The organism is Moorena sp. SIO1G6, assembly GCF_010672795.1.
Classification (GTDB): domain Bacteria; phylum Cyanobacteriota; class Cyanobacteriia; order Cyanobacteriales; family Coleofasciculaceae; genus Moorena; species Moorena producens.
In genome coordinates, this window is sequence record NZ_JAAHFZ010000043.1 from 25,950 (window position 1) to 51,534 (window position 25,585).

19 protein-coding genes and 2 pseudogenes are annotated in these 25,585 nt (G+C 42.6%); 9 read left to right on the forward strand and 12 right to left on the reverse strand.

Annotation, left to right across the window (positions count from 1 at the left end; translation table 11 throughout):
* Window positions 1-9: 9 nt before the first annotated feature.
* From F6K63_RS27540 to F6K63_RS27550, 3 genes are all read right to left on the reverse strand, one after another.
* Window positions 10-1,161 carry an aspartate carbamoyltransferase catalytic subunit gene (locus F6K63_RS27540; RefSeq protein WP_008178268.1) on the reverse strand — a complete coding sequence of 384 codons (1,152 nt, stop codon included), beginning with the start codon at window positions 1,159-1,161 and terminating at the stop codon, window positions 10-12.
* Window positions 1,162-1,211: 50 nt separating this feature from the next.
* Window positions 1,212-2,438, reverse strand: a complete 1,227-nt coding sequence (locus F6K63_RS27545; RefSeq protein WP_287313647.1) for an RNA-guided endonuclease InsQ/TnpB family protein — start codon at window positions 2,436-2,438, stop codon at window positions 1,212-1,214.
* A 625-nt stretch (window positions 2,439-3,063) separates the two neighbouring features.
* Window positions 3,064-4,524, reverse strand: coding sequence for a phospholipase D-like domain-containing protein (locus F6K63_RS27550; RefSeq protein ID WP_287313649.1), 1,461 nt, complete (start codon window positions 4,522-4,524; stop codon window positions 3,064-3,066).
* A 207-nt stretch (window positions 4,525-4,731) separates the two neighbouring features.
* Here F6K63_RS27550 and F6K63_RS27555 point away from each other — a divergent pair, with 207 nt between their 5' ends.
* From F6K63_RS27555 to F6K63_RS27590, 8 genes and pseudogenes are all read left to right on the forward strand, one after another.
* Window positions 4,732-5,112: a DUF7682 family zinc-binding protein gene (locus F6K63_RS27555; RefSeq protein ID WP_008178278.1), complete on the forward strand. Its 381-nt coding sequence runs from the start codon at window positions 4,732-4,734 to the stop codon at window positions 5,110-5,112.
* A 104-nt stretch (window positions 5,113-5,216) separates the two neighbouring features.
* Entirely contained in the window at window positions 5,217-6,380 is a 1,164-nt protein-coding gene (locus F6K63_RS27560) for a cysteine desulfurase family protein (protein ID WP_287313651.1), read from the forward strand.
* Between the two features lie 134 nt (window positions 6,381-6,514).
* The gene (locus F6K63_RS27565; RefSeq protein WP_008178282.1) at window positions 6,515-7,270 is read left to right on the forward strand and encodes a DUF1995 family protein; all 756 of its coding nucleotides are present in this window, start codon (window positions 6,515-6,517) and stop codon (window positions 7,268-7,270) included.
* A gap of 470 nt (window positions 7,271-7,740) precedes the next feature.
* Complete coding sequence (locus F6K63_RS27570) at window positions 7,741-11,019, forward strand: hybrid sensor histidine kinase/response regulator (protein ID WP_287313653.1); 3,279 nt, start codon at window positions 7,741-7,743, stop codon at window positions 11,017-11,019.
* 155 nt (window positions 11,020-11,174) lie between these two features.
* Window positions 11,175-11,606, forward strand: a pseudogene (locus F6K63_RS38035) (hypothetical protein); the annotation flags it as partial.
* Window positions 11,548-11,742 (forward strand): hypothetical protein, encoded by a 195-nt coding sequence (locus tag F6K63_RS27580; RefSeq protein ID WP_131826941.1) that lies wholly within the window; start codon window positions 11,548-11,550, stop codon window positions 11,740-11,742. The pseudogene F6K63_RS38035 and the gene F6K63_RS27580, both read left to right, overlap by 59 nt.
* Window positions 11,743-11,748: 6 nt before the next feature.
* Window positions 11,749-12,855 (forward strand): annotated as a pseudogene (locus F6K63_RS27585) (ISAs1 family transposase); the annotation flags it as partial.
* Window positions 12,856-13,039: 184 nt separating this feature from the next.
* Window positions 13,040-13,681, forward strand: a complete 642-nt coding sequence (locus tag F6K63_RS27590) for a LysE/ArgO family amino acid transporter (RefSeq protein WP_008178299.1) — start codon at window positions 13,040-13,042, stop codon at window positions 13,679-13,681.
* A 319-nt stretch (window positions 13,682-14,000) separates the two neighbouring features.
* Here the strand turns inward: F6K63_RS27590 and F6K63_RS27595 are convergent, their stop codons facing one another.
* A complete protein-coding gene (locus F6K63_RS27595) occupies window positions 14,001-15,095 on the reverse strand; it encodes an SIS domain-containing protein (protein ID WP_287313655.1) in 1,095 nt (364 codons plus the stop codon).
* Between the two features lie 439 nt (window positions 15,096-15,534).
* On the opposite strand from F6K63_RS27595, the gene F6K63_RS27600 reads away from it, so the two are divergent.
* Window positions 15,535-16,260, forward strand: coding sequence for a cyclase family protein (locus F6K63_RS27600; RefSeq protein ID WP_267871966.1), 726 nt, complete (start codon window positions 15,535-15,537; stop codon window positions 16,258-16,260).
* Window positions 16,261-16,737: 477 nt separating this feature from the next.
* Here the strand turns inward: F6K63_RS27600 and F6K63_RS27605 are convergent, their stop codons facing one another.
* From F6K63_RS27605 to F6K63_RS27640, 8 genes are all read right to left on the reverse strand, one after another.
* The gene (locus tag F6K63_RS27605; protein ID WP_008178307.1) at window positions 16,738-18,042 is read right to left on the reverse strand and encodes a SidA/IucD/PvdA family monooxygenase; all 1,305 of its coding nucleotides are present in this window, start codon (window positions 18,040-18,042) and stop codon (window positions 16,738-16,740) included.
* Complete coding sequence (locus F6K63_RS27610; RefSeq protein ID WP_287249779.1) at window positions 17,994-19,478, reverse strand: class I tRNA ligase family protein; 1,485 nt, start codon at window positions 19,476-19,478, stop codon at window positions 17,994-17,996. Before F6K63_RS27610 ends, F6K63_RS27605 begins: the two co-directional genes overlap by 49 nt.
* Window positions 19,475-19,891 carry a cupin domain-containing protein gene (locus F6K63_RS27615; protein ID WP_287249777.1) on the reverse strand — a complete coding sequence of 139 codons (417 nt, stop codon included), beginning with the start codon at window positions 19,889-19,891 and terminating at the stop codon, window positions 19,475-19,477. Before F6K63_RS27615 ends, F6K63_RS27610 begins: the two co-directional genes overlap by 4 nt.
* Before the next feature lie 58 nt (window positions 19,892-19,949).
* Complete coding sequence (locus tag F6K63_RS27620; RefSeq protein ID WP_287266330.1) at window positions 19,950-20,996, reverse strand: FAD-dependent oxidoreductase; 1,047 nt, start codon at window positions 20,994-20,996, stop codon at window positions 19,950-19,952.
* Between the two features lie 55 nt (window positions 20,997-21,051).
* On the reverse strand, window positions 21,052-22,311 hold the full coding sequence (argG, locus tag F6K63_RS27625) for an argininosuccinate synthase (protein WP_287249771.1): 1,260 nt from the start codon (window positions 22,309-22,311) through the stop codon (window positions 21,052-21,054).
* Window positions 22,312-22,572: 261 nt separating this feature from the next.
* Window positions 22,573-23,901 (reverse strand): diaminobutyrate--2-oxoglutarate transaminase, encoded by a 1,329-nt coding sequence (gene ectB, locus F6K63_RS27630; RefSeq protein WP_008188187.1) that lies wholly within the window; start codon window positions 23,899-23,901, stop codon window positions 22,573-22,575.
* Window positions 23,902-24,241: 340 nt separating this feature from the next.
* Window positions 24,242-25,168: an ornithine carbamoyltransferase gene (gene argF, locus F6K63_RS27635; RefSeq protein ID WP_008188186.1), complete on the reverse strand. Its 927-nt coding sequence runs from the start codon at window positions 25,166-25,168 to the stop codon at window positions 24,242-24,244.
* 122 nt (window positions 25,169-25,290) lie between these two features.
* Entirely contained in the window at window positions 25,291-25,416 is a 126-nt protein-coding gene (locus F6K63_RS27640; protein ID WP_287266328.1) for a hypothetical protein, read from the reverse strand.
* Window positions 25,417-25,585: the final 169 nt, after the last annotated feature.

Genomic DNA, 25,585 nt, shown 5'->3' on the forward strand with positions numbered 1-25,585 from the left:
TATGAGCTGTCACAACTTACCACTACCGATTAAGTAAAGCAGCGCCATCCTAACCGCAACTCCACTAGTCACCTGTTGAGGAATTAAGCTAATCTCGGGATCATCCATCAGCTCAGAACTAATTTCAACCCCTCGGTTAACTGGACCAGGGTGGAGAATGTGAACATTGGGTTGGCAAAGTTGGAGGCGCTCCCGGGTAATCCCATAACGCTGATGATATTCTCTCAAACTAGGCAACAAATGACTCGTCATACGTTCTTTTTGCAGCCGCAAGGTCATGACAAAGTCAGCATCTTTTAGTGCTGGTTCAATGTCCCAGTGAATATAGAGCTTAGGATGACTAATTGGTAACTGTTGCGTAGACGTAAGGGAATGGCTGGCTTGACTTGTGATCGGTACCGTTGTTTTTAAAATCACAGGGGTTTCGGTGTACTGCCTCTGGTGACCAAGGCTAGACTTAGCCCATAACTCTTGCTGTTGCTTTTCCCTAGGTTGTTGGAGACGAGTACTACTGTATTCAGCAAATAATTGCGGAAGTAGGGTAGGTGGTCCAGCCAGATGAACCTCTGCACCTGTCGCCAGGAGACTCCAGATATTGGAACGGGCAACTCGTGAGTGCAAAATATCTCCAACAATGGTAACTTTTTTTCCAGCAAGCAGTTCTATGCGGGGATTGTCCCAGTCTAAGCAAGAACAAATTGTAAACAAATCCAGCAATCCTTGAGAAGGATGTTCATGTTGACCATCACCAGCGTTAAGTACACTTACCTGGACACCGAGTCGATTCATCTCAGTAGCAATAATTTGAGGAACTCCCGCCTGCCGATGGCGAATCACCATCATATTAGTTCCCATTGCCAGGTAAGTCTTTGCTGTATCAAGAATCGTTTCGCCCTTGCTTAAGGAAGATGTTCCTGGTGCAAAGTTTAGGATATCAGCAGAAAGACGTTTAGCCGCTAGTTCAAAACTGCTACGAGTACGGGTTGATGGTTCAAAAAACAAATTTGCAACCACGTGACCCTGTAATGCAGGTACCTTTTTGGTGCGTCGGGACAGTACCTCCCGAAAACTAGAGGCAGTTTGTAAAACTGTATTGTATTCATCTGGCGTAAAATCAGCCAGGGCAAGAATATGGCGGCGAGTCCAGGTGGCATTTGCCATATAAGTCGTCAAGCAATTAAATAACTTAGTTTTGCTGCTCGTGACAGCTCCTACACTGACCCGTTGGGTTCAGTGTAGGCTTCCCAGCCAATCCGGCTATTGCTTAGGAGGCGCTGGGCTTTAAGAACGGACTGCCCTTCCGCTCTGTTTTTTATATTTATCGCTGCATTATGGTCTCTATCAAGACTGCACCCGCAATGAGGACAATCGTGCCATCTGACATGCAGTTTTTTAGGAACTTTCCTCCCGCAATTGGAACAATTCTGTGAGGTGTTCTGAGCACTTACTGGAATAGCCAACAAGCCAGCATTCAAGGCTTTGCTTGTCAGTATCGCCAGGAAGCTTGACCACCCAGCATCCAACACAGATTTAGCCAATCGGGATTTAGCCATCCCCTTAACGTTTAGCTTTTCGTGGGCGATTACATCATACTTTGATAGCCAATAATTGGTTGTTTTAAAGTGGAAATCCTTCCGTTTATCTGCTACCTTTTTATGCTGTTTTCCAAGTTGCTTGATAGCCTTAAGTCTGTTGTTACTTCCCTTCTGGCGTCGGGATACTCGTTTCTGGATAACCTTTAACCGTTTTTGAGACTTCCGATAATACTGAGGAATATTAATGGTTTCCCCTTCAGAAGTAGTCAAAAACTCTTTGAGGCCAACATCAATACCAACTATTGAGTCAGGGTTAATATCAGGTTTTATCTCAGGAACTGTTTTATCTTCCAGAGATAAAACTAAATAGTAGCCATCACATTTTTTGGTGATAGTTGCTGTTTTTATCTTGAATCCAGCAGGTATTGGGCGATGAAGGATGACTTTGAGCTTTCCTAGTTTTGGTAGGTTGATCAGATTACCCTCCAAGCACCCCTCTTTCATTTGTGGATAAGTAAAAGTACGGTAGCGATGACGCTTTTTGAATCTAGGTCTCCCGCTCCGTTTCCCATTACTATCTCCTTTTATGAACCTATCAAAAGCCAATTTAACTCTTTTTACTACATCCTGAAGTACCTGAGAATGAACTGTTTTATACCAAGGATGAGTTTTTTTGAGGTTTGGGAGAGTTTTATTTTGACTAAAATAATCGGGATTATTTCTTAGATCGGGAAGATGGCAGACAAGGGGACAAGCATTGATAGAACAGCGATTTTGTTCATACCAGGAAAACCGGTCGGCCAAAAGGTAGTTATATTGAGCGCATAACATTGACAGCCAATTGTTTATCAATATTTTCTGTACTTTTGTCGGTTTCAATTTATACTGATATGCTATTCTCATGTTCGTTTTCATCCTACTTATCGACCGACTCTAATTATAATAAAGTGTATAAACTTATGACAACCCAAAAATGAAAGACAAGAAACTGATAATCAGGATTACTGACTTCGAGAAAAGACAGTTACAGCAAGAAGCAGAACGACGTGGAATGACTTGATCTGAATTAGTAAGAAGCTTAATAGCTCGCTTCCCTGTCCCGTGCATATCCTGTGCAAAATTCATCCCGGAGATGAAACCTTAGAAGAGTGGAGCCTTATTCCACGAGTTTTAACCAAAGGTGCGCTTGACCCGTAATTAAATTCGCCACGGGTCGCACCTCTTTTATGCATAGCCTGCCAACTATAAAGGCGACCCTCTGATTGCGGTAACTTCTGACCACACTCATGGCGTAGCATTGAGATGTGGGGCTTCTTTTACCGGACAGCTAACAGCTTTGAGAATTTCTGACACCCAGGAAACCCTAGATATCGATTAAGGTTAGCAGGTGGAGGTTTTACCAATTACTAATGACTAACGACAAAAAACAACAGACCATTTTAAAAGTGATTAACTGGACTTGATATAACACATCTATTTAATTGAGGGGTATAACCCGTCATGCTAACTATTCAATAGTATGCTCTACTCAAGAATGTGGATCAAGAGGCACACATTTTTGTTGTTGTGCTTTAATCTTTCGCTGAACTCTAACTGGTACTCCCTTCACTGCTTTGCCATAGAGGCGTTGAAACTCCCGTTCAAAATGGGCAGCAACCATAGGGCTATGAATAACTAACAAGGTCTCATCGTTCCTAGTATTTGCTGCTTTTGACCAGTTGTGAGAGCCTGTAATCACTGTCTTTCCATCGAGAATGGCAAATTTGTGATGTAAGACATCTCCTTCTGGCAACTGAGGCACACCGACGGTAGCAATCGGTTGACGCCAAGGACGGTTACCACTCTCATATTGACACTTGTGAGCAACAGCTACTCCCATCATGTCCAAACCCTCACTGTAATAGCGAAAGGCAAAACTTGGCTCAATTAGCGCTTTGAGCTGAACACCCTGTTGATGGGATTCCTCTAAAACATTGGTTAGCCGTTGCTCGGAAAAGACAAACAAAGCTATGTGAATGGTTTCCCTAGCCTGAGGAAGGATTTGAGCGATCAGACCATTGCTACTCTGATTCCAAGGTTTAGTAGTGGAGGTTGGGGAGAATTGTATAGCGATAGTTGTATCCCCCCCAGTTGTATCCCCCCCAGTTGTATCCCCCAGTGTGACCTGCTCTACTGGTCGCGATGGCTTCTTGAGACCAAACTTACTGTCTGGTTTACCGCCAGCACCATCTCCCCACATCAGGTTAAATTCCTGGGTGAATTGCTTAGCTAACTCTACACTGTCAATCTTGAGTAGATTGTTGGCATTGCCACGACTCTCTCGAAACTGAAAGTCACCATGTAGATCACTAAGAGTGAAGTTGGCTGAGGTAATAATAGAAACTTTGTTATCAATAACTATAAACTTATGATGCATTAAGCCACTGCCCCGAGAACCATCCGCTGTGTCATCAATCATAGGTACACCACCATTTCCTAAGATGATTAAAGCGTCTCCTTCTGAAATTTCCGTTGCACTGAGCTGACCATCTCCGTCACGGTCGATCAATATTAGGGACTCATTGTAGCGTGAGCGTTCTCTTTGGCGGAGTTTTGCCACTGACTCAGCGGTCAGTTGACTTACCGGAAGGCTGTAGTTATTGTCTAAAATGACTCTGACCTTGACACCAGCTTGCTGACGTTCTACTAAAGCTTGGGCAATTCTGGGCATACGCAACTCCTGAACCGCCACATCTACTGTGGACTTTGCTGATGCGATCGCATCCACAATCACTTGCTCCAAGTTATCTCCCTCCCGAGTTACTCCCCGGTAAGGATCGGTGTATTGGGCTGACCTACTATGATTAAAGTAAGCCTGAACCCAAGGGTCTTGGGGCAGAGGGGGTTCAATAGATACCTGTGGCTGAGCTTGTTGACAGCCACACAAAATCAATAGTATCAGCAAAAGATAATACAAATTCCAGTAAATGCACGCTGGTTGGGAACTCAAGGCATCAAAAAACCCGATTGGATAGCTGATTTCCCCATGCTAACAGCACAATCTTCAAATAGATGCAGTTGTTGAATTAACATAAAATACCAGGGGATATCAGTTGCCATCAAGTTCAACTCCCTCCCCTAATTGCCTTTTTTTATGGAATGGTTTACACCAAAGCCTAATTAGCGGGTTAGGGACTTTAACCCGAACTAGTGTCTTATGCCAAGACGAAAGAAAACATTCCCGTGTGGCCACAAGGGGTATGGTAAAACATGCCACCGATGTGATCAAAAAAACCGAGCACGGGAAGAGAAAAAACAGCAAAAACGGCAGTGGGAGTCTAGTTTTGAAGATGATCCCATTGACTTAAAAAACCTTCCTACCCATGTGGTGGTCAAAGCCCGTGGGATAATCGCTGGTTTGGAAAATCACCAGGATTACAGAGAATTTGGTGGCAAGCGGCTGCGCCACAACCGCTGGATCATCAGTATTCCTGTAACGCGCAACTACCGAATGATTTGTCACGACCAGGGTAGCTTATTGGTTCCTCACGCGGTTTTGTCCCACGAGGACTATAATGTTGGTAAACCAGGTGGTTAGTTATTAGTCATTACTTATTAGTTTTCAGTTATTAGTCATCAGTTGGAGAGAGACCTGGAAAGGTTATATGCTTAAGATAGAGATAGCTGGTTGCCTGAAAACCCATGCAAATTTATCTGGACTATAGCGCCAACACACCACCACGCCCAGAAGTCATTAAAACTATGCAAGATGTGCTTACCCAGCAGTGGGGTAATCCTTCTAGCTTACACCAGTGGGGTCAGCGAGCGGCCATTGTACTGGAACGAGCTAGAATACAGGTAGCTAGGTTAATCAATGCACCAGCGGAATCGATTACATTTACCTCTGGCGGTACTGAAGCGGATAATTTGGCAGTGATGGGGGTTGCCCAAGGCTACAAAAAACCCCAGCATATCATTATTTCTAGTGTAGAGCATTCTGCGATCGCTCAACCAGTGGCCATGTTGGAGCAGTGGGGTTGGCAAGTGACCAGGCTACCAGTGGATTCTCTGGGACGGGTCAATCCCAGTGATTTAAAAGCTGCCCTACAGGCAAATACGGTTTTAGTCTCCGTCATCTACGGTCAAAGTGAAGTAGGTACACTCCAACCTATTGATGAACTAGGACAAATTGCTCGTGAACAGGGTGTGCTGTTTCATACCGATGCAGTTCAAGTAGCCGGACGGCTATCTATCGATGTTCAACGACTACCGGTGGATTTGCTGTCGATTTCCAGTCACAAAATTTATGGTCCGATGGGAGCAGGGGCACTGTATATCCGCCCTGGTGTAGAGTTAGTGCCCCTGATCTCCGGTGGTGGACAAGAATCCCGATTGCGGTCTGGAACCCAGGCGTTGCCAGTAATTGCTGGGTTTGGAATCGCGGCAGAACTAGCAGCAGCGCAAATGCTAACAGAGACACCTCGGTTAATTCGATTACGCGATCGCATGTTTGACCAACTCGCTGATACTCCCTATCTCATTGCCACTGGTTCTAGAGACTATCGCTTACCCCATCACGTTAGTTTCTGTTTGACTTCCCCTACTGGGGGGGTGACTGGCAAAACTATAGTGCGCCAGTTTAATCAGGCTGGTATTGGTATTAGTGCAGGTTCAGCTTGCCACAGTGGTAAACTGAGTCCAAGTCCGATATTGTTAGCAATGGGTTACAACGAGCCAGCTGCTTTGGCTGGAATTCGGTTGACCCTGGGGCGAGATACCACAGAAGCTGATGTAGATTGGACGGTGATGGTACTCAAGCAAATTTTGGAACGACTGATGCCACAACCAGAATTATCTAAGGTCTAACTTTGCTCAAAAAAGGCTCAATTGCTCCTATGGGTAGGGTGGATTGGCGCTCGATTAATGTGGCGAGACATTAGTTTTCCTTTTTCTTTTAAGCCATTAATATTAGAGTTTTTGATTAACACACAGACAGACTCATGAATGAACTTCCTTTGAGCTTAGAAGATGCGATCGCTCAAGCTAAACAAGCGACCAAAGCCGCCCTAGATGACGGTCAAACCAGGGTACAAGTGGAGTTGGTCTTTCCAGAAATTGCCCTCCAAGCCCAGTCAATTGCCCAGGAATTTATTCCTATCTTTGAGCAGTATGGCCCCGGACTGAAAATCTTCTTTCCTGATACCGGTGCTTCAGCCCTTGCCCTTCGTGACTGGGGAGAGGTACCGTTTAAAATTACTGATGTTGGTACCAGTCGCTCCCCAGCAGAAACTAGAATTGAAGATGATGACCAGGTTTTCTTGCTAGTGGGCCCGTCTGCCGTGGAAGTAGCCCAAGTGGAAAAGATTTGCAATTTGGCGGGGGATCGCCCCTGTGTGATCCTAAATCCTCAACTGGAAGATGTCTCTATTGTAGGGATTGGCTATGCCGCACGTCAGTTACGCGATCGCTTTCTGAAAACCCTAGAGTCTTGTTATTATCTGCGACCCTTTCCAGGGGGTGCTCTATGGCGTTGTTATCCTTCTATGTGGCAAGTATGGCTAGAAATAGATGATGAGTATCAGTTGGTGACTGAAGAACCTAGCAAACCGACAGCAGAGGCTCTTGATCAAATTATACTTAAGGCAAGTCTAGTTAACACGACTAGCCCAGAAGATGCTCAAAATATACCATCTGCCCAAAAAAAACAGTCGTTATTCTCAGGTATCCAGAAATTCTTAAATGCTCTGAGTCGTTGAACTCACAGTTGAGCTCAGGTCAGAAAAACGTTATCAAAAATCTACCTAGCGAGGCAAAAAAACCTCGTCTGTATAGAGCGGCGCGTGTTAAGCTACGTCTTGGCTAGTTAGTTGGATGAATGGCGGACAGGAACTTTGATACTTTGTTATCGTCTGTTGTTATCGTCTATAATGAATATAGTAGGGTAATCAAATTAAGAGCTAACCGCGACCTACTAGCTAAAATAGATAAAATTTTTTGGTATTTTTCCGGCGCGGAGGGGCATCTCGTGTCGTCAATAAAGCTTGCCGAGTATCCGTTACCGTTGGGTGGAGTTGGCAAGAAGCCTACACTGAAATCGTTCGCGGAGCGGCTGTGTAAGAGCAGAGTCAGTGTAGGATTATGTCACAACTATCATAGAGGGAAGCGGCGAACTTGCCAAGGCAAAAGGTGAAAAATGTGCGCGTAATGTGGAATTAATGCTTTCCGAATGTCTAACAACCTAGATGCTCAGCCACCAGCAGTAATCAAAGACGAATTTAACCTAGATAACTTCCTAGAAGATATACCTGATATAGAGGAAGTGGAAAAACCAACTACTGATATCATCCCATACCAGACCGATGATGCTGGAGAACCGAAAGTTGGCATGGAAGAACTAAATAGCTTAGCTGATATATTTGAAGGTCAGACCCCTGATTTGGATCAAACCTGGCAAGAAGAAGAAATTATCGCTCCAGATAACCAGCAGTTGTCTAGCCAATCAGACAATTCTATCACTACAGACGAACCACAGGATTTATCTGACCTGATTAAAGAACTTGATGAGTTGGACATTCCGGAGGCAGCAGAATCTACCGAGGAAGATTTACTCAGTTTGTTCGATGAGGAATTTCCAGAAGAAGCAGCCTTTGAGTTACTACAGTCAAGGGAGTCAACTCGAAAGGATAGTCAACCTAACCTTACTCCAAGCCTGACAGATAAAGACCTTGAAGAATTACTTTCTTTTGGGAGTAGTGAGGGGAGCCTAACTCAAAAAACTAACCCAGCGGACGAATTAAGTAGTTTATTTGATGATACCTTTTTTGAAGAAAATAGCTCAAGCTCGGAAAGTACTCCTCCCACCAAATTAGATAGTTATGGGATGGGCAAACAGCAGCCTATCCCACCAAGCACCCCACACCCGGACCCCACCCACACCGACCTGAATGAAGATTTCAATCTGGTCAATGACTTGGAGCTGATTCCAAATCACCCCCCTGCAAACCATGAACAGCCAGCAATTAATTCCCCATCAACCACAGGGTCTCCAAAGCCCACCTCGACTTCAGCTCGACCCAGTGAGGCGTCTACACCCACTCGTAGTCCAACTGTCAAAGGAAAAAATAGAAAATCCCATCCCATAAAATCAAACAAATTACCAGATTCATCACCAAAACCATTACCAACAACCCAAGATCAATGGCAGCAATTAGAGCAGCTGTTGGCAGAAGCTACCGCACATTACCAAAACGTTGATTTTGACAGTATAAAACCTCTGGATGTGACCTTACCCACTGCTGAGGTGGTATCAGAGCAGAAAAGAATATTTGATGAACTAGAACTCCTATTAAATGAAACTAGTAGCCCTGAACCTAACCACTCCCTAGACCAAGAAACCCCGAAAACCAATCAGGCGGATTCAGTAGAGGATGACTTTAAAGACCTCGAGGACTTGCTACAGCAGGCAAATCAAAGCATCTCTGCTATTCCAGGAGGGATGAATCAGGAGCTGTCTCGCCAAACAAGGCGTCCGAGGTCTAAGCTATTTGAACAAACCATGCGGGTACCGGTTAAACAACTGGACACCCTGAGCAATTTAGTGGGAGAACTGGTGGTTGGTCGCAATACCTTAGAGCAAGATCAAGAACGGCTGCGGCAATTCTTAGATAATTTATCCCATCAGGTATCGAGCCTCAACGATGTGGGTTTGAAAATGCGGGACTTGTATGAGCGAACCCTGCTGGAAAATTCCCTATTGTCTAGTAGTAGGATTTACCGAACTACAAGTATCCAAGAACGGGAACAAGGAAACCAGAATTCCTCGACCTTAGAAGAGTATCACCCCCTGGAAATGGACCGCTTTACAGGCTTCCATTTGCTATCCCAAGAGATCATTGAGCTGATTGTCCGGGTTAAGGAGTCGGCGTCTGACATTGAGTTTTTGGTGGATGAAACCGACCAAGTAACTCGTACCCTCAGACAGGTAACCAATCAACTCCAAGAAGGACTGACGCGATCGCGTATGGTGCCCTTTGCCCAAGCAGCAGACCGAATGCCCCGTGCAGTCAGGGAAATTTCCTTGCAGGAAGGCAAGGAAGCCGAGCTACACGTTGAGGGGCGGGAAACCTTGATTGATAAAATGATCTTGGAACACCTCTATGATCCTATGACCCACCTGGTCAACAATGCCATTACCCATGGAATTGAGCTACCAGAGGAACGGCTGGCTGCAGGGAAGCCTAGGGCGGGTAAAATCACCCTCGGGGCATTCTACCAGGGAAATCAGACGGTGATTTCCATCTCGGATAATGGGGGGGGCATTGATCCAGATCGAATTAGAGCTAAAGCCCTTGAAAAGAATCTCATTTCCCCAACTGAGGCAAAAACCCTGAGCGACTTGGAGTTGTTCAATTTTATCTTCCACCCTGGGTTCACCACTGCTGAGAAAGTGACTGACACCAAAGGTCGAGGGGTAGGCATGGATGTGGTGCGCACCTGCTTAAGTGAAATTCGGGGAACCATTACTATCGACTCTACTCTCGGGGAAGGAACCACCTTTACCATTCGCTTACCCCTGACCCTGAGTATTTGTAAAGCCCTCTGCTGTGTAAGCGATCGCGCCAGAATTGCTTTTCCCATGGATGGGGTCGAAGACATGCAGGATGTCTCCCCTGACTGCATTCAGACCAATTCTCAAGGTCAAGCCTTTCTTCAATGGCGGGACAGCCAGATCCCATTCAAACCCCTCTCAGAATTGCTGACCTACCATAGCCAACTCAGCCGGGCGAGCGTCTATGGCAGCCAAAGGGAAGACAACCTGATTTCTGTGGTGGTACTGCGCAGTACAGGTAACATGCTCGCCGTAGAGGTTGATCAGGTATTGGGGGAGCAAGAAATTGTTATTAAGCAAATCGAAGGCCCTGCACCCAAGCCAGTAGGCATTACCGGGGCGACCGTCTTAGGGGATGGTCGAGTAATGCCCATTGCTGACGTCCTAGAACTGATTGACCTTGCTATGGGTCGGATTCGTAAAGATGGTGGTGTTGCGATCTGGCAAAGGATGGAAACTCCGACTGCCAGCGGAGCCGAGGTCAATCTCATCAAATCTGATCCCATGGTGTTGATTGTGGATGATTCAATCACAGTCCGAGAACTGCTTTCTATGACCTTCAGTAAAGCTGGTTATCGGGTAGAACAAGCCCGTGATGGTCAAGAAGCCTGGGATAAACTCCGGTCTGGTTTGCCTTGCGAGATCGTATTCTGTGACATTGAAATGCCCAGAATGGATGGTTTAGAACTGCTATCTCGCCTTCAAAAAGACCCAGATTTGTGTGAAATACCCCTGGCCATGCTCACCTCTCGTGGTGCTGATCGACACCGGAAAGTAGCTGCTGATCTCGGTGCTAGAGGCTATTTTACCAAACCCTATCTAGAAGACGTGTTACTAGATGCTGCCCAACGAATCAGGCAAGGGGAAGTGTTGTTAGCTGGAAGTAATCAAGAATAGATAATGCCAGCTACCCGTTGGCATTAGTCATTGCTCAGCAATTCTCATTTTGGGAAATAGGTGTTCAAATTGTGGAAATGCCGATAGTGTATTAATATCATCTAGATCACTCAAGAGAGTTGAAGCGAGCCAAAGCACCAGAGTTGTTTAACACAATAGTCAGTTCTTTTCGCTCCTGTCTGAAATCTCTGCAAGACTTGCCCACGGGCAAAAACACTCGCTATGGAATGGAAGATGCCGGTTTAAGTGCCTTTGGTGTGTTCTTGACCCACACCCCATCATTTCTAGCTTACCAGCGCCAGATGGAAAAAAGCAAAGGGTGCAGCAACGCCCAAAGCCTGTTTGGAGTGCATCACATGCCTCTCGACAACCAAATTCGAAGTTTACTCCACCAAGTCTTACCTGAGTGTGTGTCACCAGTGTTTGAGTAAATTGTGCAAATGCTGGAAAACGAGGGGCATTTGAGGAAGTTTCCAGGATTTGCTGACACGCTGTTGATGCCACTTGATGGCAAGGAATATTTCAGCTGTGAGAAAATCCACTGTGCCCAATGTTCAACCGGAAAGAGCAAGTCAGGAAAAACGAACTCATAATATGCTATGGGAACCGATGTCACAATCAAGGTATCCAATGGTCATTGGCTTCAATAAACCCACTAAAACCGCCGCAACCAGTCCATTATCCTTACCACTAAAGCCCGCCGGAGATAGTCAACAGCAATAGCCGCAAATGCTCGAACATTTTGAGAAGCTGTCAGACCCAATAGGTAAACAAGGGCTGCTTCATCCATTTATCAGTATTATCACGATTTCACTATTAGCTACCATGGTCGGTGCGAGGGGATGGGAAGATATTGAAACCTATGGAATCAGCCATTACCATTGGTTGTCTACCTTTTTACCATTGCCCAATGGAATTCCCTCGGCAGATACCTACAGGCGAGTGTTTGAACAAATATCCCCCAGTGTGTTTGATGATAGCTTCCAGAGCTGGTTAACTAGTTTAGTGACAGATAATGGGGCACAGGTGATTCCGATTGATGGCAAACAAATCAAGGGTTCCTATGATCTAACCCTCGCACAATCAGCTTTGCATGTGGTTAGTGCGATCGCGAGTGAGCATCGGTTATTTCTAGGGCTTGTTAAAGTGGACGATAAAAGCAATGAGATTACAGCCATCAAGCGCCTTACTAGAATTATTGGATATCTCTGCATAATTACCATTGATGCCATGGGAACTCAGTATGAAATAACCCATGATATCCGTGCTTTGGGTGGAGATTATGTTTTGGCGCTCAAAAAAAATCATCCCACTAAGTTTCACGCAGGTGAAGCAATGGGAAAGAAGCTGCTGTTGCTAATCAGGCAAGAGGATATTGAGTATAGCTATGATATTAGGGTAGAATCAGCACACAATCGTACTGAAAAGCGCGATTGTGTGGGCGGTAACTCTTGCCTCGTTAGACCAAGATTTATATAAGCAGTCCCACTGGTCTGGATTACAGACTATTGTGATGGTTATTCGCACCCGCGATCTGTGGAACAAGACTACTCGTGAGGTGATGTTTTACCTGACTTCTCTACCACCCCATGCTCAAAAGTTAGGCAAAGCTATCCGAAAACACTGGTCCATTGAAAATCAACTTCATTGGGTATTAGATGTGACTTTTGGGGAGGATGGGAGCCGAATTGGTAAAGGGCATACCCCACAGAATATGGCTTTACTCAAGCGCGCAAGGGTCTCAATTTACTCAATCTTGAAACAAGCTATAAACGTAGCACTCGTCAATTAGCGTTGCGAGCCAGCATGGATACAAGGTATATGCTGAAGGTTTTGAAAGCTTCGATTCCCTTACAGTCGTGCCTTATCCGAGTCATAATTTTTCGCCGCTGTACCCTGTGTCACCCTCCCAGCAGAAAAATACTTTTGCAAGAGGTCTACTCTAAGTTAGGATGTTTTGAGAGATAAATGCTAGAGAATCTTTCTCTGATGAAAATTGTTGAAGTTTTCCTAGCATTTTATGTTTATTCCAACGGTTGTAAATATCAAAAAAATATCACAGATGCTCACCGCTTTCCTTTCTGGTACATGGCTTGGTTTTTCTTTACTAGTAGCAATTGGAGGACAAAATGCTTTCATATTAAAACAGGGCTTAAAGCAGGAGCATGTTTTTATCATTTGTTTAATTTGTGCTTTATCAGATGCTATTTTGATAGCTTTTGGTGTTTCTGAATTTCATGTAATCATAGAAGAAATACCTTGGATAGAAGAGATTGCCAGAGATTTTGGAGCCATCTTCCTTACAGGCTATGGTATACGTAGTTTCTGGTTAGCTGCTAAATCATCTGATTCTTTAATTCCATCTACTGACGATTCAACATCTCTTGCCATTGCTATTACAACTTGCCTTGCTTTCACATGGCTTAACCCTCATGTGTACTTAGATACAGTTGTGCTTGTGGGATCAATATCCACCCATTATTCTACTGCAAGAATTCAATTTGCACTGGGAGCTATATCGGCATCGTTCATATTCTTTTTCACCTTGGGTTATGGGTCAAGGATGCTGTCACCAATTTTCAGCAATCCAAGATCATGGAAAATTTTAGACATAGTAATCGGAGCTATTATGTTTATGATTGCAATAAGTTTGTTTTTGTGAGGAATAAGCTTACAGCGCTTGGCAATTCAGTTAGGTACAAAGTTCTGGATTTTTAGGGAGCAGGGAGCAGGGATTTCGGAGCATTAAAACAATTCTGTGTAGCTGATAGTTATGCAAACCGCCGTATCGATCTTCAGTTGTTTTTATCCGACTTATTCAGCAGACCTTACTCAGGTAATTAATTGGGGAGCATGTCACAATTGCAGAACAAAAGTACTAAATCTCTAGCCCCTTCATGGGTTTAAGCTTGCTCTGATCATACATAGTTTATTTCTTCTGCAACTTGGACCTGCTCCCATTAATTCTGTGTAGGTGCTTACTACAAACGTATTAATGAGCGTGCACGGGCAAAACGTGGATCTTCAAGGCGAAATCCATCAGGGTTTGTTCCACGTTCCAATGCTAAGTAGTAGGTAAATAGTTGCAATGGCACAAGGCAAGTTATAGAGCAGAAGGGTTCTGGAACTTTAGGTACAGCAACCCAACTGGTTGCGTCAGTTTGCAGTGATTCCGCCGTTCCGTCGCTGATGACCAAGGAGGCAGCACCAATTTCTTGGATGAGTCCCACTAGCTCGATAACGCGCCCCTGTGCCGCCCCTGCTGGCGCAATCAAAACGAAGAGATCTTCTGCTTCAGCGCATTGAAATGGTCCATGCAGAATTGTCTCGATTGACATACCCTCAGCTTGCAAGTAGGAAGTTTCCTTAATTTTTAGTGCGATCTCATGAGCCGTGACAGCATTCGGACCACCACCAACTAACCAAATACGCCGTCGATTAACGTATTCGTGGGCAAGTAGTGCTATCTCATTCTCTGTTTCCAGTGCTGTGAGTAGTGCCTCAGGTAGTTCATGGTGCAGGAAGTTTTTCGTTAGAAAACTTGCCCCAGTGCGATGATAGCCGATACGTTCCGCAAGAGCAGATAGGACTGAAATCGCACCAATGTAACTGACAGTATGAGCTGATGACTTATCTTGTGCAACAGTAGTAAGGGTAATGTCGGTTTGCACAGCCTCATTAGCTCCACCCTCACCTGTAATAAACACTGTGTAACAACCTGCTTCACGGGCATGTTTGAGCGACTCAACTGTATAGAGTTTATTCCCACGATGACTAATACCAATGACGCAATCCCTTGGTGTAATGCGAAGTCCATAAAGCGCAAAGTCAAATGAGTGAACTGCCTGTGTGAACAGCTCTCCTCCATACAAACGCATTAGGTGTTCACCCACCTGAGCAGCATAATGTGAAGTGCCAATCCCAACTGTAAATAGCCGCTCGCAAGAGGCTATACGGGCAGCACACTGATCAATTAATCTTTCATTGCACCTAGCAGCATGGGCAAATGCTTGAGGTTGCGCAAGAATTGCCTCATATATATGAAAGGGATGTTTCACTCTTTGTTCAGTAGACATATTAATAGTTGTCCTCTCTATCGTGCAAGTTTTGCATTAATACAACTGGGCTTCGTTGCATAAAGAGTATGAGTTGAGTAGGATAATCTGTAGAGAGAAAAATAAAACTCCCCCCAGCCATGATATAAGCAACGGCCAAGATCCAATATAAGATTAGGAATTGGAGTGAGTACAACGCAACCCTCAAAAACCGAGGAAGTCTGACAATGGGAAAAACATGGTAAAACAGAAAGGACTATTCTGTTTGATATGGTGTCCAAATTAAAGAGGTCGCTTCAACTCTCGCGACCCAATCACTGCTGTAAAAATTAATAGTGGTTGTATTCCTATATTCAAATCATACTAAGGTTGAGTTTCTATGTGTTTATGCAGAACTTTGAAAGATCTTTACCAAAGAAGCTTAGACAACAATTATACCCCGGTTGTTTCAGATAAGTATATGGCAGCGTACAATAACTATATAAAACCACCGAAACTTAGAGGGCATATTGTTGATCTAACTCATACATTAGGACCACAAACGCCCGTATTCCCAGGGGATAAACCTATGAGACTAGAGATAGCATCAACATATAGTGAGAATGGCTATCAAGATTATGAATTACATCTGAATGAGCATACTGGAACGCACTTAGACGCTCCCATTCATTTTATCAAAGATGGCATTGCTGTGCACGAGATTCCAGTTCATTGTCTGTGTGGACCCTTGGTGGTGTTAGATATTCGAGACCGTGTGCTACATAATCATGATGCTACAGTGATTCCGGACGATATCTTGCGTTGGGAAAAGAAGTATGGAAAGATCCCTAGCAATGCCATCATTATTATGAATAGTGGCTGGGGAAAGTACTTCGGAGATAATAATGCTTTTGTAAACATGGATAAACAAGGAATTCCTCATTTCCCTGGTTGGAGTAAAACGGCTGTAGAGTTTCTGTTGGAAGCAAGATCTGTGCTTGGCATCGGTGTTGATACTCTTAGCCTTGATCAAGGGGCTTCGGAGGATTTCCCAGTTCATAATACTTGGTTGTCGAATGGGCTTTGGGGATTAGAAAATGTGGCTAACCTTGACAACATTCCCCCTTCAGGAGCATTCCTTTTTGTTGGGGCATCTAAAGTTTATGGTGGAACTGGAAGCCCAGTGCGCTTAATAGCAGTCATTTGACAATCTCCGTCCTAAAAGAACGGGGATTCTTGGCTCTACTACTCGTCGTGGCTCTTTCAAACCGGAGTCAGAAAAAGTAGAGGACAAATTTCCCCAAGCGTTTAGATCATAGATCTAGGTTTCGGTGTGCCGGAGACGAAACCTTAGAAGATTGGAGCCTTAATAAAAAAGTTTTAACCAAAGGTGCGCTTTCCGTCGGCGAATTTAATTCGACGACTGTAAGCGCACCTTTATACTTTTTTATCTAAGTTTTTCATAGACGTTGTAGTCGTTAGACCAAATTACGGAATACGTATCTCATACATATTTTTTACGTTGTCTATTTATGATTAGATAGTACCTATCTGACAAAAAGTTTATTGCTTATGCTTTTATTCTATCACATAATCATGAAAAGCCGTCCTAGAAGGACGGGGCTAATGACCCAAACTTTTTGGTAACAGTTCCACTTTTATGACGTGAGTGCCCCTCTCACGTTCAGACAACTACAGGACTAAGCCGCTTCAGAATACCACCCAGAATATCTTGTGCTCGCAGTGACACAAGGCTGATCGAACCGGCATCCCCCAAACCATGTGAAGACTCACATAACCCATTCAAGTATATATCTGGTAAAGAAACTCCTTCTTTCATGGCAATACGGTAGTCCCGCTCCACCTTGAGATAATCGTCTGTCCAAACAAAATTATCTGCTACATCACGGAGTAGTTTTGGCAATCCTTCCTGGCCATTACGACCGATATCTAAGAACCCAGTTGCCAATATCATTAAATCACACGGGAGTTCATCTATATTGCCCTTATAAAGCTGTCGGATAAGGATAGATTTTTTTCCATTCGGGTTGATCTCGTCAACCACACAATTGCGATAAATCTTCAAACGTTCGCGATGGTTTATTTTGTCCTCATACCGTATTAAATACAAGGCATCAAGAATATCCTTATCTACTGAGGAGTAGTTAGTACGGCGAAGCTGTTTATCCAACTCTGCTCTCATTTGAGGTGGTAGCCCATGGTAGTAATCTACAAACTCAGGAAAGTATACTTCATCACTGAAACAGCTAGTATCCTTGAGGCAATATGAAAAAGAACGATGAACCGAATAGATCTGCTGATAGCCTTTGTTAATTAGATCCAAGATAATCTCCACAGCACTCTGTGAAGCTCCAAGCACAACAATAGGTGAGTCTTTATCATATTTTTTAATATGATGGAGGTAATTAACAAAATGAATAACGTTTGGACTATTTACTCCCTTGATTTTAGGAATATTAAGATTCCTACCCGTTCCCACTACTAAACACCGAGTTAAGAAGTTAGTACCTTGGTTATTTGTAAGTCGCCATAGGTATTGACCACTTATATAAGCGAGTTCAATTTTGGTCACAGAACTTCCATACACCACGTTCTGAAATTGACTTCCTGCCCAGACAATATAATCGTAGTAATCTTGTCTAAGGGGATGCGTAACTCCAAGGTTAAGGAAATCGAACAACCGACCACTCTGATGGAGATAATTGACAAAAGTATACTTGCTTCTAGGGTTGACTGGAGTAACCAAATCCCTCAAAGGGTTGTTTTGGATATTACTACCATTTAGTAACATTCCCTCATGCCAAGATACTTGTGTATTACGCTCTATAAAGAGCACTTTGCCTGGATAATTGCCTTCCTCCATAGCAATGGCAAGAGCAATATTAGATGGCCCAAAGCCGACTCCAATAACATCGTATATTATCTCTTCACCAGCAATTTTGGAAGTTCGTGTTGTATATGACAACATGGTACCAATTCCTCCCAATTATAGTTAGATAATTCAAACTTATCACGAATAGATTGTGTATACTTAGGGCAAAAAGGGTCAAGTCCCATTACTAGTAAAACAGGTACGAAGGGAAGTAAAGAATGATTGCCATGTTGGAGGGATTCTCGTAAAAAATCAATAATATTCAGAGCGCGTTGGGCTAAAATACTTGACGAATAATCCTTGAGATCTAGAGGCTTCGACAAGATAGAGATTATTTTCTCTATAGTCTTATTATTCTTGTAGTCATCTCCATTTTCCATACTAGTTAATTTAGCATTGAAAACTTCTACAATATCATTAATTTTTCGGGCAATTTCAGATACTGTCTTTTCAAAGGCTATAAGGGAAAAGTTTGCTTCTTGAAATTCAGGGCCATGCAACGCAAGGAACAAGCGAATAATATCTGCCTCGTAATCCTTCACCAAATCTCGTGCCCAAATGAGATTACCTTTACTGGTTGAGAATTTAGAAGAGCCAAGATAATAAAATTGGTTAGTGATAAATCCACGTGGCAAAGGCCAATCGAACCCACATTTTTGTGCGGCTATCCCTAAGGCGAAATGGACGAAAACATAAAAATAAGAATTATCGAAACCAAGAAACTGGACATATTCATCTTTGTTACTTAGTTGACCTGCTGATTTTTTGAGAAAGTAAATGTGACCAGGATACATCTCTGCCCAAACATTTAGTTTCTGATCAGAAAGAGCAAAATCTATACTAATCCCCCGATTCATTTTATAGGATAGTGGAAAAGGGGTCATAGGTTGATCTAGAAGAGAAGAAATGAGGTGCTTTAGCGCGGGGCGGTGTGTTTCCATCCCAAGCAAATATTGTTCTAGCTCAGAACGGAATTCCTCAAGTTTGAGGACAAGCCTTGGTTCCTTCAAAATCTCTAAGCCAGGATATTGCACTTCAAGAAGATCAATTGCAGAGTTAGGATGTCCACAGGATTCACAAATACCACTACATGTATAACTCAAGCAATTGGGACAGAAACCAGAGATAAATGATTCGATCGGGTAAGTATCCGTCTTCTTATCATAGAAGACCTGCATTTCAGCTACTTCAACAAGGCCAGATGAGTATAACCGTTCAAAGAAAGCCTGAACAAATTCGCGATAGCTCGCATCCTGATTCCCAAAGTGATCGATAGCAATATCATAACTTGAGAGTGAATCACGGATTTCAGTACGAGACTGGTTGATCAAAGATGTAACCTCTATTCCCAATCGCCTAGCTGTCGTATCCACATAGGATTGGTTGTCATCAGTGCTGACAACATAGTGCGCTTGCTGTCCATGTTGTCTGATATACCGTTTGAAGATATCTGCAGCTAGATACGGACCAGACAGGTGGCCAACATGTAGATCCCCATTGGGAGTAGGTGGTGGTGCAATAATAAGAATCATTTCTGAGATAGGTCTCCTTGCTGGGAATTTATAGCATTAGTCTGATTATCTATATAGGTTTTAATTTGTTCTCGCGCCTCTGGCGAGTCCCAGAAGATGGTAATAAAAGTTAGTGGATCCTGATTTGACAGGTTCTGAAACCTATGGGTTTGTTCTCTGGGAATGAAAACAACATCCCCAGCTTCAAGATCTTCTTCTTCTGCCTCAATGTACATCCTTCCCTTCCCTGCCAATACGATAAAAGTTTCTAGCTCATCATGCTTATGGGGGGTTGTACACTCACCGGGTCGCACAGAAGCAATTGCGGATCCCCAGTAGAGAGGGTTAGATAAATCCTGGGAAGGATAAAGTCGCCGTAAATCGCAACCATATTCATACTTACTTAAGGCTTCGATCTTACGTTGAATATACATAAGCTATCTGACTCCTTTAAAAAAAAACTTGTTAGTGACTTCTGTACAAAACGGATTATCATAAACCGACAAGATGTAATGCTTCCTGTGCAAAAGCTTGGCTACACTTTGCGAGGTTTCCATTTCCTCCTGTGATTGTTATATAATTCCCTTTTCGCTCTACAAATGGCTTACCATTACTCGTAAGTGAAAGGGCACATGGCTTGACTGACAAAAGTTTGTGGGATCCACCCATAAATTCCTCTATATACAGCAATGCTTCCTGTAAATAACTGTACTCAGTATATCCCCCTTGGAACCACCATATCAACTTATCTATGCTAGCTAACTCTTCATAATGTAATTCTGTAAATCCGAACTTTGAGATAGCTGTATTCTCTAATTTTTGATACTGGAAAAAGCCGTAGGCATTCTGAAAGACATTTTGCTTTGGGGATGAATCGATAAAGCAAAAGCTACCTTCTTCTACATCTAATGGAGCAGTGGTGTAAATAAGAACTTTTCCTACAATGGTGATTTTACCTTGTTTGAAAGCTTCTTCCGAAAACGCTCCCCGGGTGTCAATAACAATGTCTGTGCTAGCGCTTTGACCAGTTAATGGAATAAGCTGATATACCTCTCTATCCTGTGTAACAGAGGTTACTGCCGTTGGATAAATATTTATGCTACGCCTTATTGAACGCCTATTCATGGCTTTAATATATCTCTTTGGGTCAAGGAAGCCTCCTTCTATATCTTCAGCATTGAAGAGTGGTCGTACCCTTGCTGAATGTTGCTCATCAATAGGCTGAAGGCTGGCATACAACAAGGCATCTTGGTTATCTTTACGATTATAATATACAGGAAGGTCGTAGAAGACTTTCATTTCTACTTCCTTTTCCAAAGCTCTAATTTCCTGAAGATTACGGATTGCCAGATCTTCCCAGTAGTGGTCATCATGATAAGTTCTAACAAGCCTTGAATCATCCTCATGGCTTGAGAAATAGCGACCTGCTGTACCATAGTTTGCGCCATATCCCACAACACTAGAATGATCTTTTGAAATCTCGTCTAAAATAGCAGATCCTAGCAAGCCATTCCCAATAACCGCAAAGTTAAAATGCATATCATCTATCCATATATTGCCCTAAAAATTAGCCTCCATGAATACAAATCTTGATTTACCAACTATGAGTTAAGCGGCTATGAGCTTTTGCCCGAGCACTTAAACTAAGAATGCGAAGCAGACCTTCTGAGTCAAGATGGCTAAAACTTCCAATGTTCTCCATAGAAGTTGTTTCTTTTGTATAAATACTGTGTGGTACATCTTCAGCAGAGACAAATGTTACATGTCCTTTGTAAATATCTACTGTAATCGTACCTGTAGCTAAATTTGTTACGGGCTCAATAGCTCGAAAACCCATTTGCGAAGGGAGGTCAAAACCTAAACCATAGTAAATGTTTTCTCCAAGTTGTGAAGCCATCTGATCGAACATCTTTTGGGATGCTCGATCAAGAATTAGTTGGAGGAGAAATCTGTAACATTTGCTAAGAATATCTATACCAGGCTGTTCATAAACTCCTCTAGATTTTAGCCCTACAATTCGATTCTCAACAACGTGAACTCCAATTCCAACCCCGTTTCGACCTCCTATTTGATTAGCCAACTTAAACCCATCAAGTAAAGACACTTGATTTTCGTTAATTGCGACTGGCCTTCCTTGCTCAAAACGAACAACAAACCTTTCAACCTTATCAGGTGCATTTTTTGGATAAACTCCCATAGTAGGAGTAACAAAATCTGAAGGTGTCTTTAAGTCTTCAAGCTTACCTCCTTCATAGGTGATACCCAATAAATTTGCGTCTGTTGAGTACGGAGTATCTTTAGTTGCTCGAATTGGAAGCCCATGAGCCTGGCAGAAGTCAATCATTTCGGCACGACCTTGAAATTTATCCAAATAGATCGGATCGCGCCAAGGAGCATATAACTTCACTTCTGGATTGAGCATGTGAGCCATAACTTGGAAACGAATTTGATCATTGCCACGCCCTGTAGATCCATGGGCAAGAATTGAGAGTTTATGTTGAGTCATTGCTTCAAGGATACCCTTAACAATGATGTGGCGTGCAATTCCTGTTATATTCCAATATCCACCTTCATAAAAGGCTTGAGCTTGAATGAGTTTCAGCCCTGCTTCAGCAAAGTGGTCTTGTAAATGAAGGAAATGATGGCTATATGCACCGGATTTTCTTATGCGATCTCCAATATGAGAAATATCTTTCTCATCTGGTTGGCCAAGATCGGCTGTAAAACAAATAGCTTTCACTCCTCTATCAGTAAGCCAACGAGTAATCGTACAACTATCGAGCCCACCTGATACAGCAAAGGCAATTGGTTCTCCAATTTCAGCAATTTCCAGTACTGTATTAATATCTTTCATTTTAGTTTTTTATTCCTGTTTTTACTTCCTTTATAAGAGGATGCAATTAATCCAATTTCTCAGAGGATCATTGGAAAGCCAAAGTTATTACCTTAAACTAATCAAGCTATCTCTAGGATATGTCTCTATAGCCCCTATGATCAGGCCATACTAAAAAAATAGTAAAGTAACATTTATGACTTTCCAAATAGTTTATTACAAAGGTATTTATGCAGATAATTTGATTTTAGGAAACAATCATATTTGATTCCTATCAGTTAATTACCACAATCTGCTCATTGCTTTAACTATTATCTCACAACCTTGGCGGAGGTCATGGATATCAATAGTTAATGGCGGTAACAATTTTATAACACTACTGTTCCTTCCGCAGACCTCAACAACTAAACCATTTTCAAAGCAAAGCTGTGAAACTCTTTTAGATACTTCAGGACTACTGTGACTTGACATATCAATTCCCCAAATCATACCAGCTCCACGCACTTCAACTCCTTCAAACTTTTCTAAAATTTCAGATTGCATAAAATTGGATAGAAAAGATTCTTTTTCTCTTAACTTAATTTCTAAACTCTTTCCTCCCCAATAGTGGTCGAAAGCGGCACTTGCCCCAACAAAAGCGAGCTGGTTTCCTCTAAATGTTCCATTGTGTTCGCCAGGCTCCCAAATATCGATATCCCTCCTCATTAGGACTACTGATAACGGTAAACCATACCCACTTAAGGATTTAGAGAGCGTAACAATATCTGGTGTAATATTAGCTCTTTCAAAGGAAAAGAAATAGCCTGTGCGACCACAACCTGCTTGTATATCATCGCAAATCAGCAGAATATCATGTCGCTCACACAAACTCTTCAAGCTCTCTAGCCAATCAATAGAAGCTACATAGACACCTCCCTCTGCCTGAACTGTTTCAACAATTATTGCTGCTGGCAGTTCAATGCCTGAAGAAGGATCTGTTAAGATTCGATCTATATAGCCAAGGGAATCAAAATTCCCATATGGACTACTTTCATAAGGAATAAATGTAACATTAGTCAAAGGCAAGCCAGCTGCTTTCCTAAATTTTTGATTCCCTGTCACAGCAAGGCTTCCTAAAGATACACCATGAAAGCCTCCCATGAAGGAGAAAATACCTTCCCGACCTGTAACTTTTCGAGCTAACTTAAGAGCAGCTTCAATGGCGTTAGTTCCTGTTGGACCAGGAAATTGGATCTTGTAGTCCAACTCCCTTACATTCAGAATATTTGAAAACTTATGGAGAAATTCTTTTTTTGCACTAGAATACATATCTAGGCCATGGATAAGACCATCCTGGGATATATATTGAGATATTTTATCCTTAATAAAAGGATTGTTATGCCCATAATTAAGAGTTCCTGCACCTGCGAAGAAATCAATTAATTCTTCTCCAGACTCAAGATAAAGTTTTGAGCCCTTAGAGCGACTAAAAACAGCAGGGAAACTTCTACAGTACGATCTAACGTTAGACTCGTAACGATTAAATATTTCATCAATAGGATGATCAGGGCTTAAATAGTCCGTTAATATTGATTTTCTCTCTGGATCTTGAATTGCTTTCTGTGAATTCATGGCTAATTATATCCGTAATAGTAGTATTGGATACAGAAATTTTAGGTCTACATTCATATCATAAAACTAAATTAGTTTCTAGATTCTTTTAATTTACAAAAATTAAAGGTTTAATTTATAAAAATGAATTTTATTGATTTAGCAAACTTAGAGACTGTTTGAAAAGTATGGATTATCACCTCAAAGATGATCACCTCAAAGTGGTCTAGATTACCTAGACTTATCCATCAAAGTCCCTATTTTTCACTTGGCTCTAAGAGTGAATCAGCGTAACCTTTCAGACTTTTCAAACAGCTTCTTACAGTTAACCAATTAGCTAGTCTGGATTAGCAACTTAAAACTAATCATCCCCTAGAAGGCTTGCTAATAAAGCCTGTTGAATATGCATTCGGTTTTCTGCTTCTTGCCAAACTCGAGATCTAGAGCCTTCAATAACCTCTTCCGTAATTTCCTCCCCTCGCCGAGCTGGTAAGCAGTGCATCACAATAGTTTCTGACCCTACATTGCTCAATAATTCATCATTTACTTGATAAGGCTCAAATAATGGAAGACGCATGTCTCCAGAGTCGTCTTGACCCATACTAGCCCACATATCTGTATAGATGATCTGTGCATCTTGTATTGCTAATTTGGGATCGTGGAGAAGCTGCACTTCAGTTCGGCCTTGAGCAATTGCCTTAGCTTTCTCTAGAACTGTAAGATTTGGTTGATACTCTTGAGGCGTAGCAACTCTAACATTCATGCCTACTAGGGCACAGGCAAGCAAAAGTGAATGGGAGATATTGTTGCCATCGCCTAAGTAAGTTAGTGTGAGATCAGAAAAAGACCCGAAGCATTCTTGAATTGTGAGGAGATCAGCCAGTACTTGACAAGGGTGTTCAAAATCACTCAAAGCATTAATAACTGGAATGTTGGCATAGCGGGCGTACTCTTCTAAGTGCTCCTGGCCAAATGTACGAATTGCTAGCACGTCAAGGTACTTGCTCAAAACTCTTGCCATATCTGATAAAGGTTCTCCTCGAGACTCTTGGGTTAGTGCAGGATTAAGATCTAGAACCTTCCCTCCAAGTCGAGACATTGCTGCCCAGAAACTAACCCGAGTTCGCGTAGAAGGCTTGTAAAACAACAAGCCCAAAAGTTTATTCGATTGAATGTTAACTTGACCACTTTTCATTTTCCTTGCTAGATCTAAAAGCTGAAGAATTTCTTCAGCTTTTAGATCTGACAGACTAAGTAAGTCTCGCCCTTTTAAAAAACCTATTTCCATTATTATCGCTTTCCGTTCACTGAATTGAATTTTTGCAGTATTTGACCTTTATGATTATATAGCTTCTAGCAAAATTAAAAACTATTTTTTGATCACGGTAACAGGGAAAGACTTCCAGGCCATTAATTACCATTAAAAGATCTTTTGGAGTCGTCTTGATGATTGAGGTTAAGCGCAGCATAGTAACTACGCTGCTGGTCGTCCATGCCAAAGGAAATAACTACTGCCTTTTGAGTAACGGTGATCACATACTTTTAAGTATTGTTACTGTAGGTTTTGGTGAACTGATCCTGGGGGGGCGACAAGCGCCCCGTAAACCTTGATATATATTAAATTGAGCGAATTATGGTAAAAAAAGATAGGTCAGAAATTGTCAAGACGACCTATCAAGTTAGAATGATACCATAATTATACCAA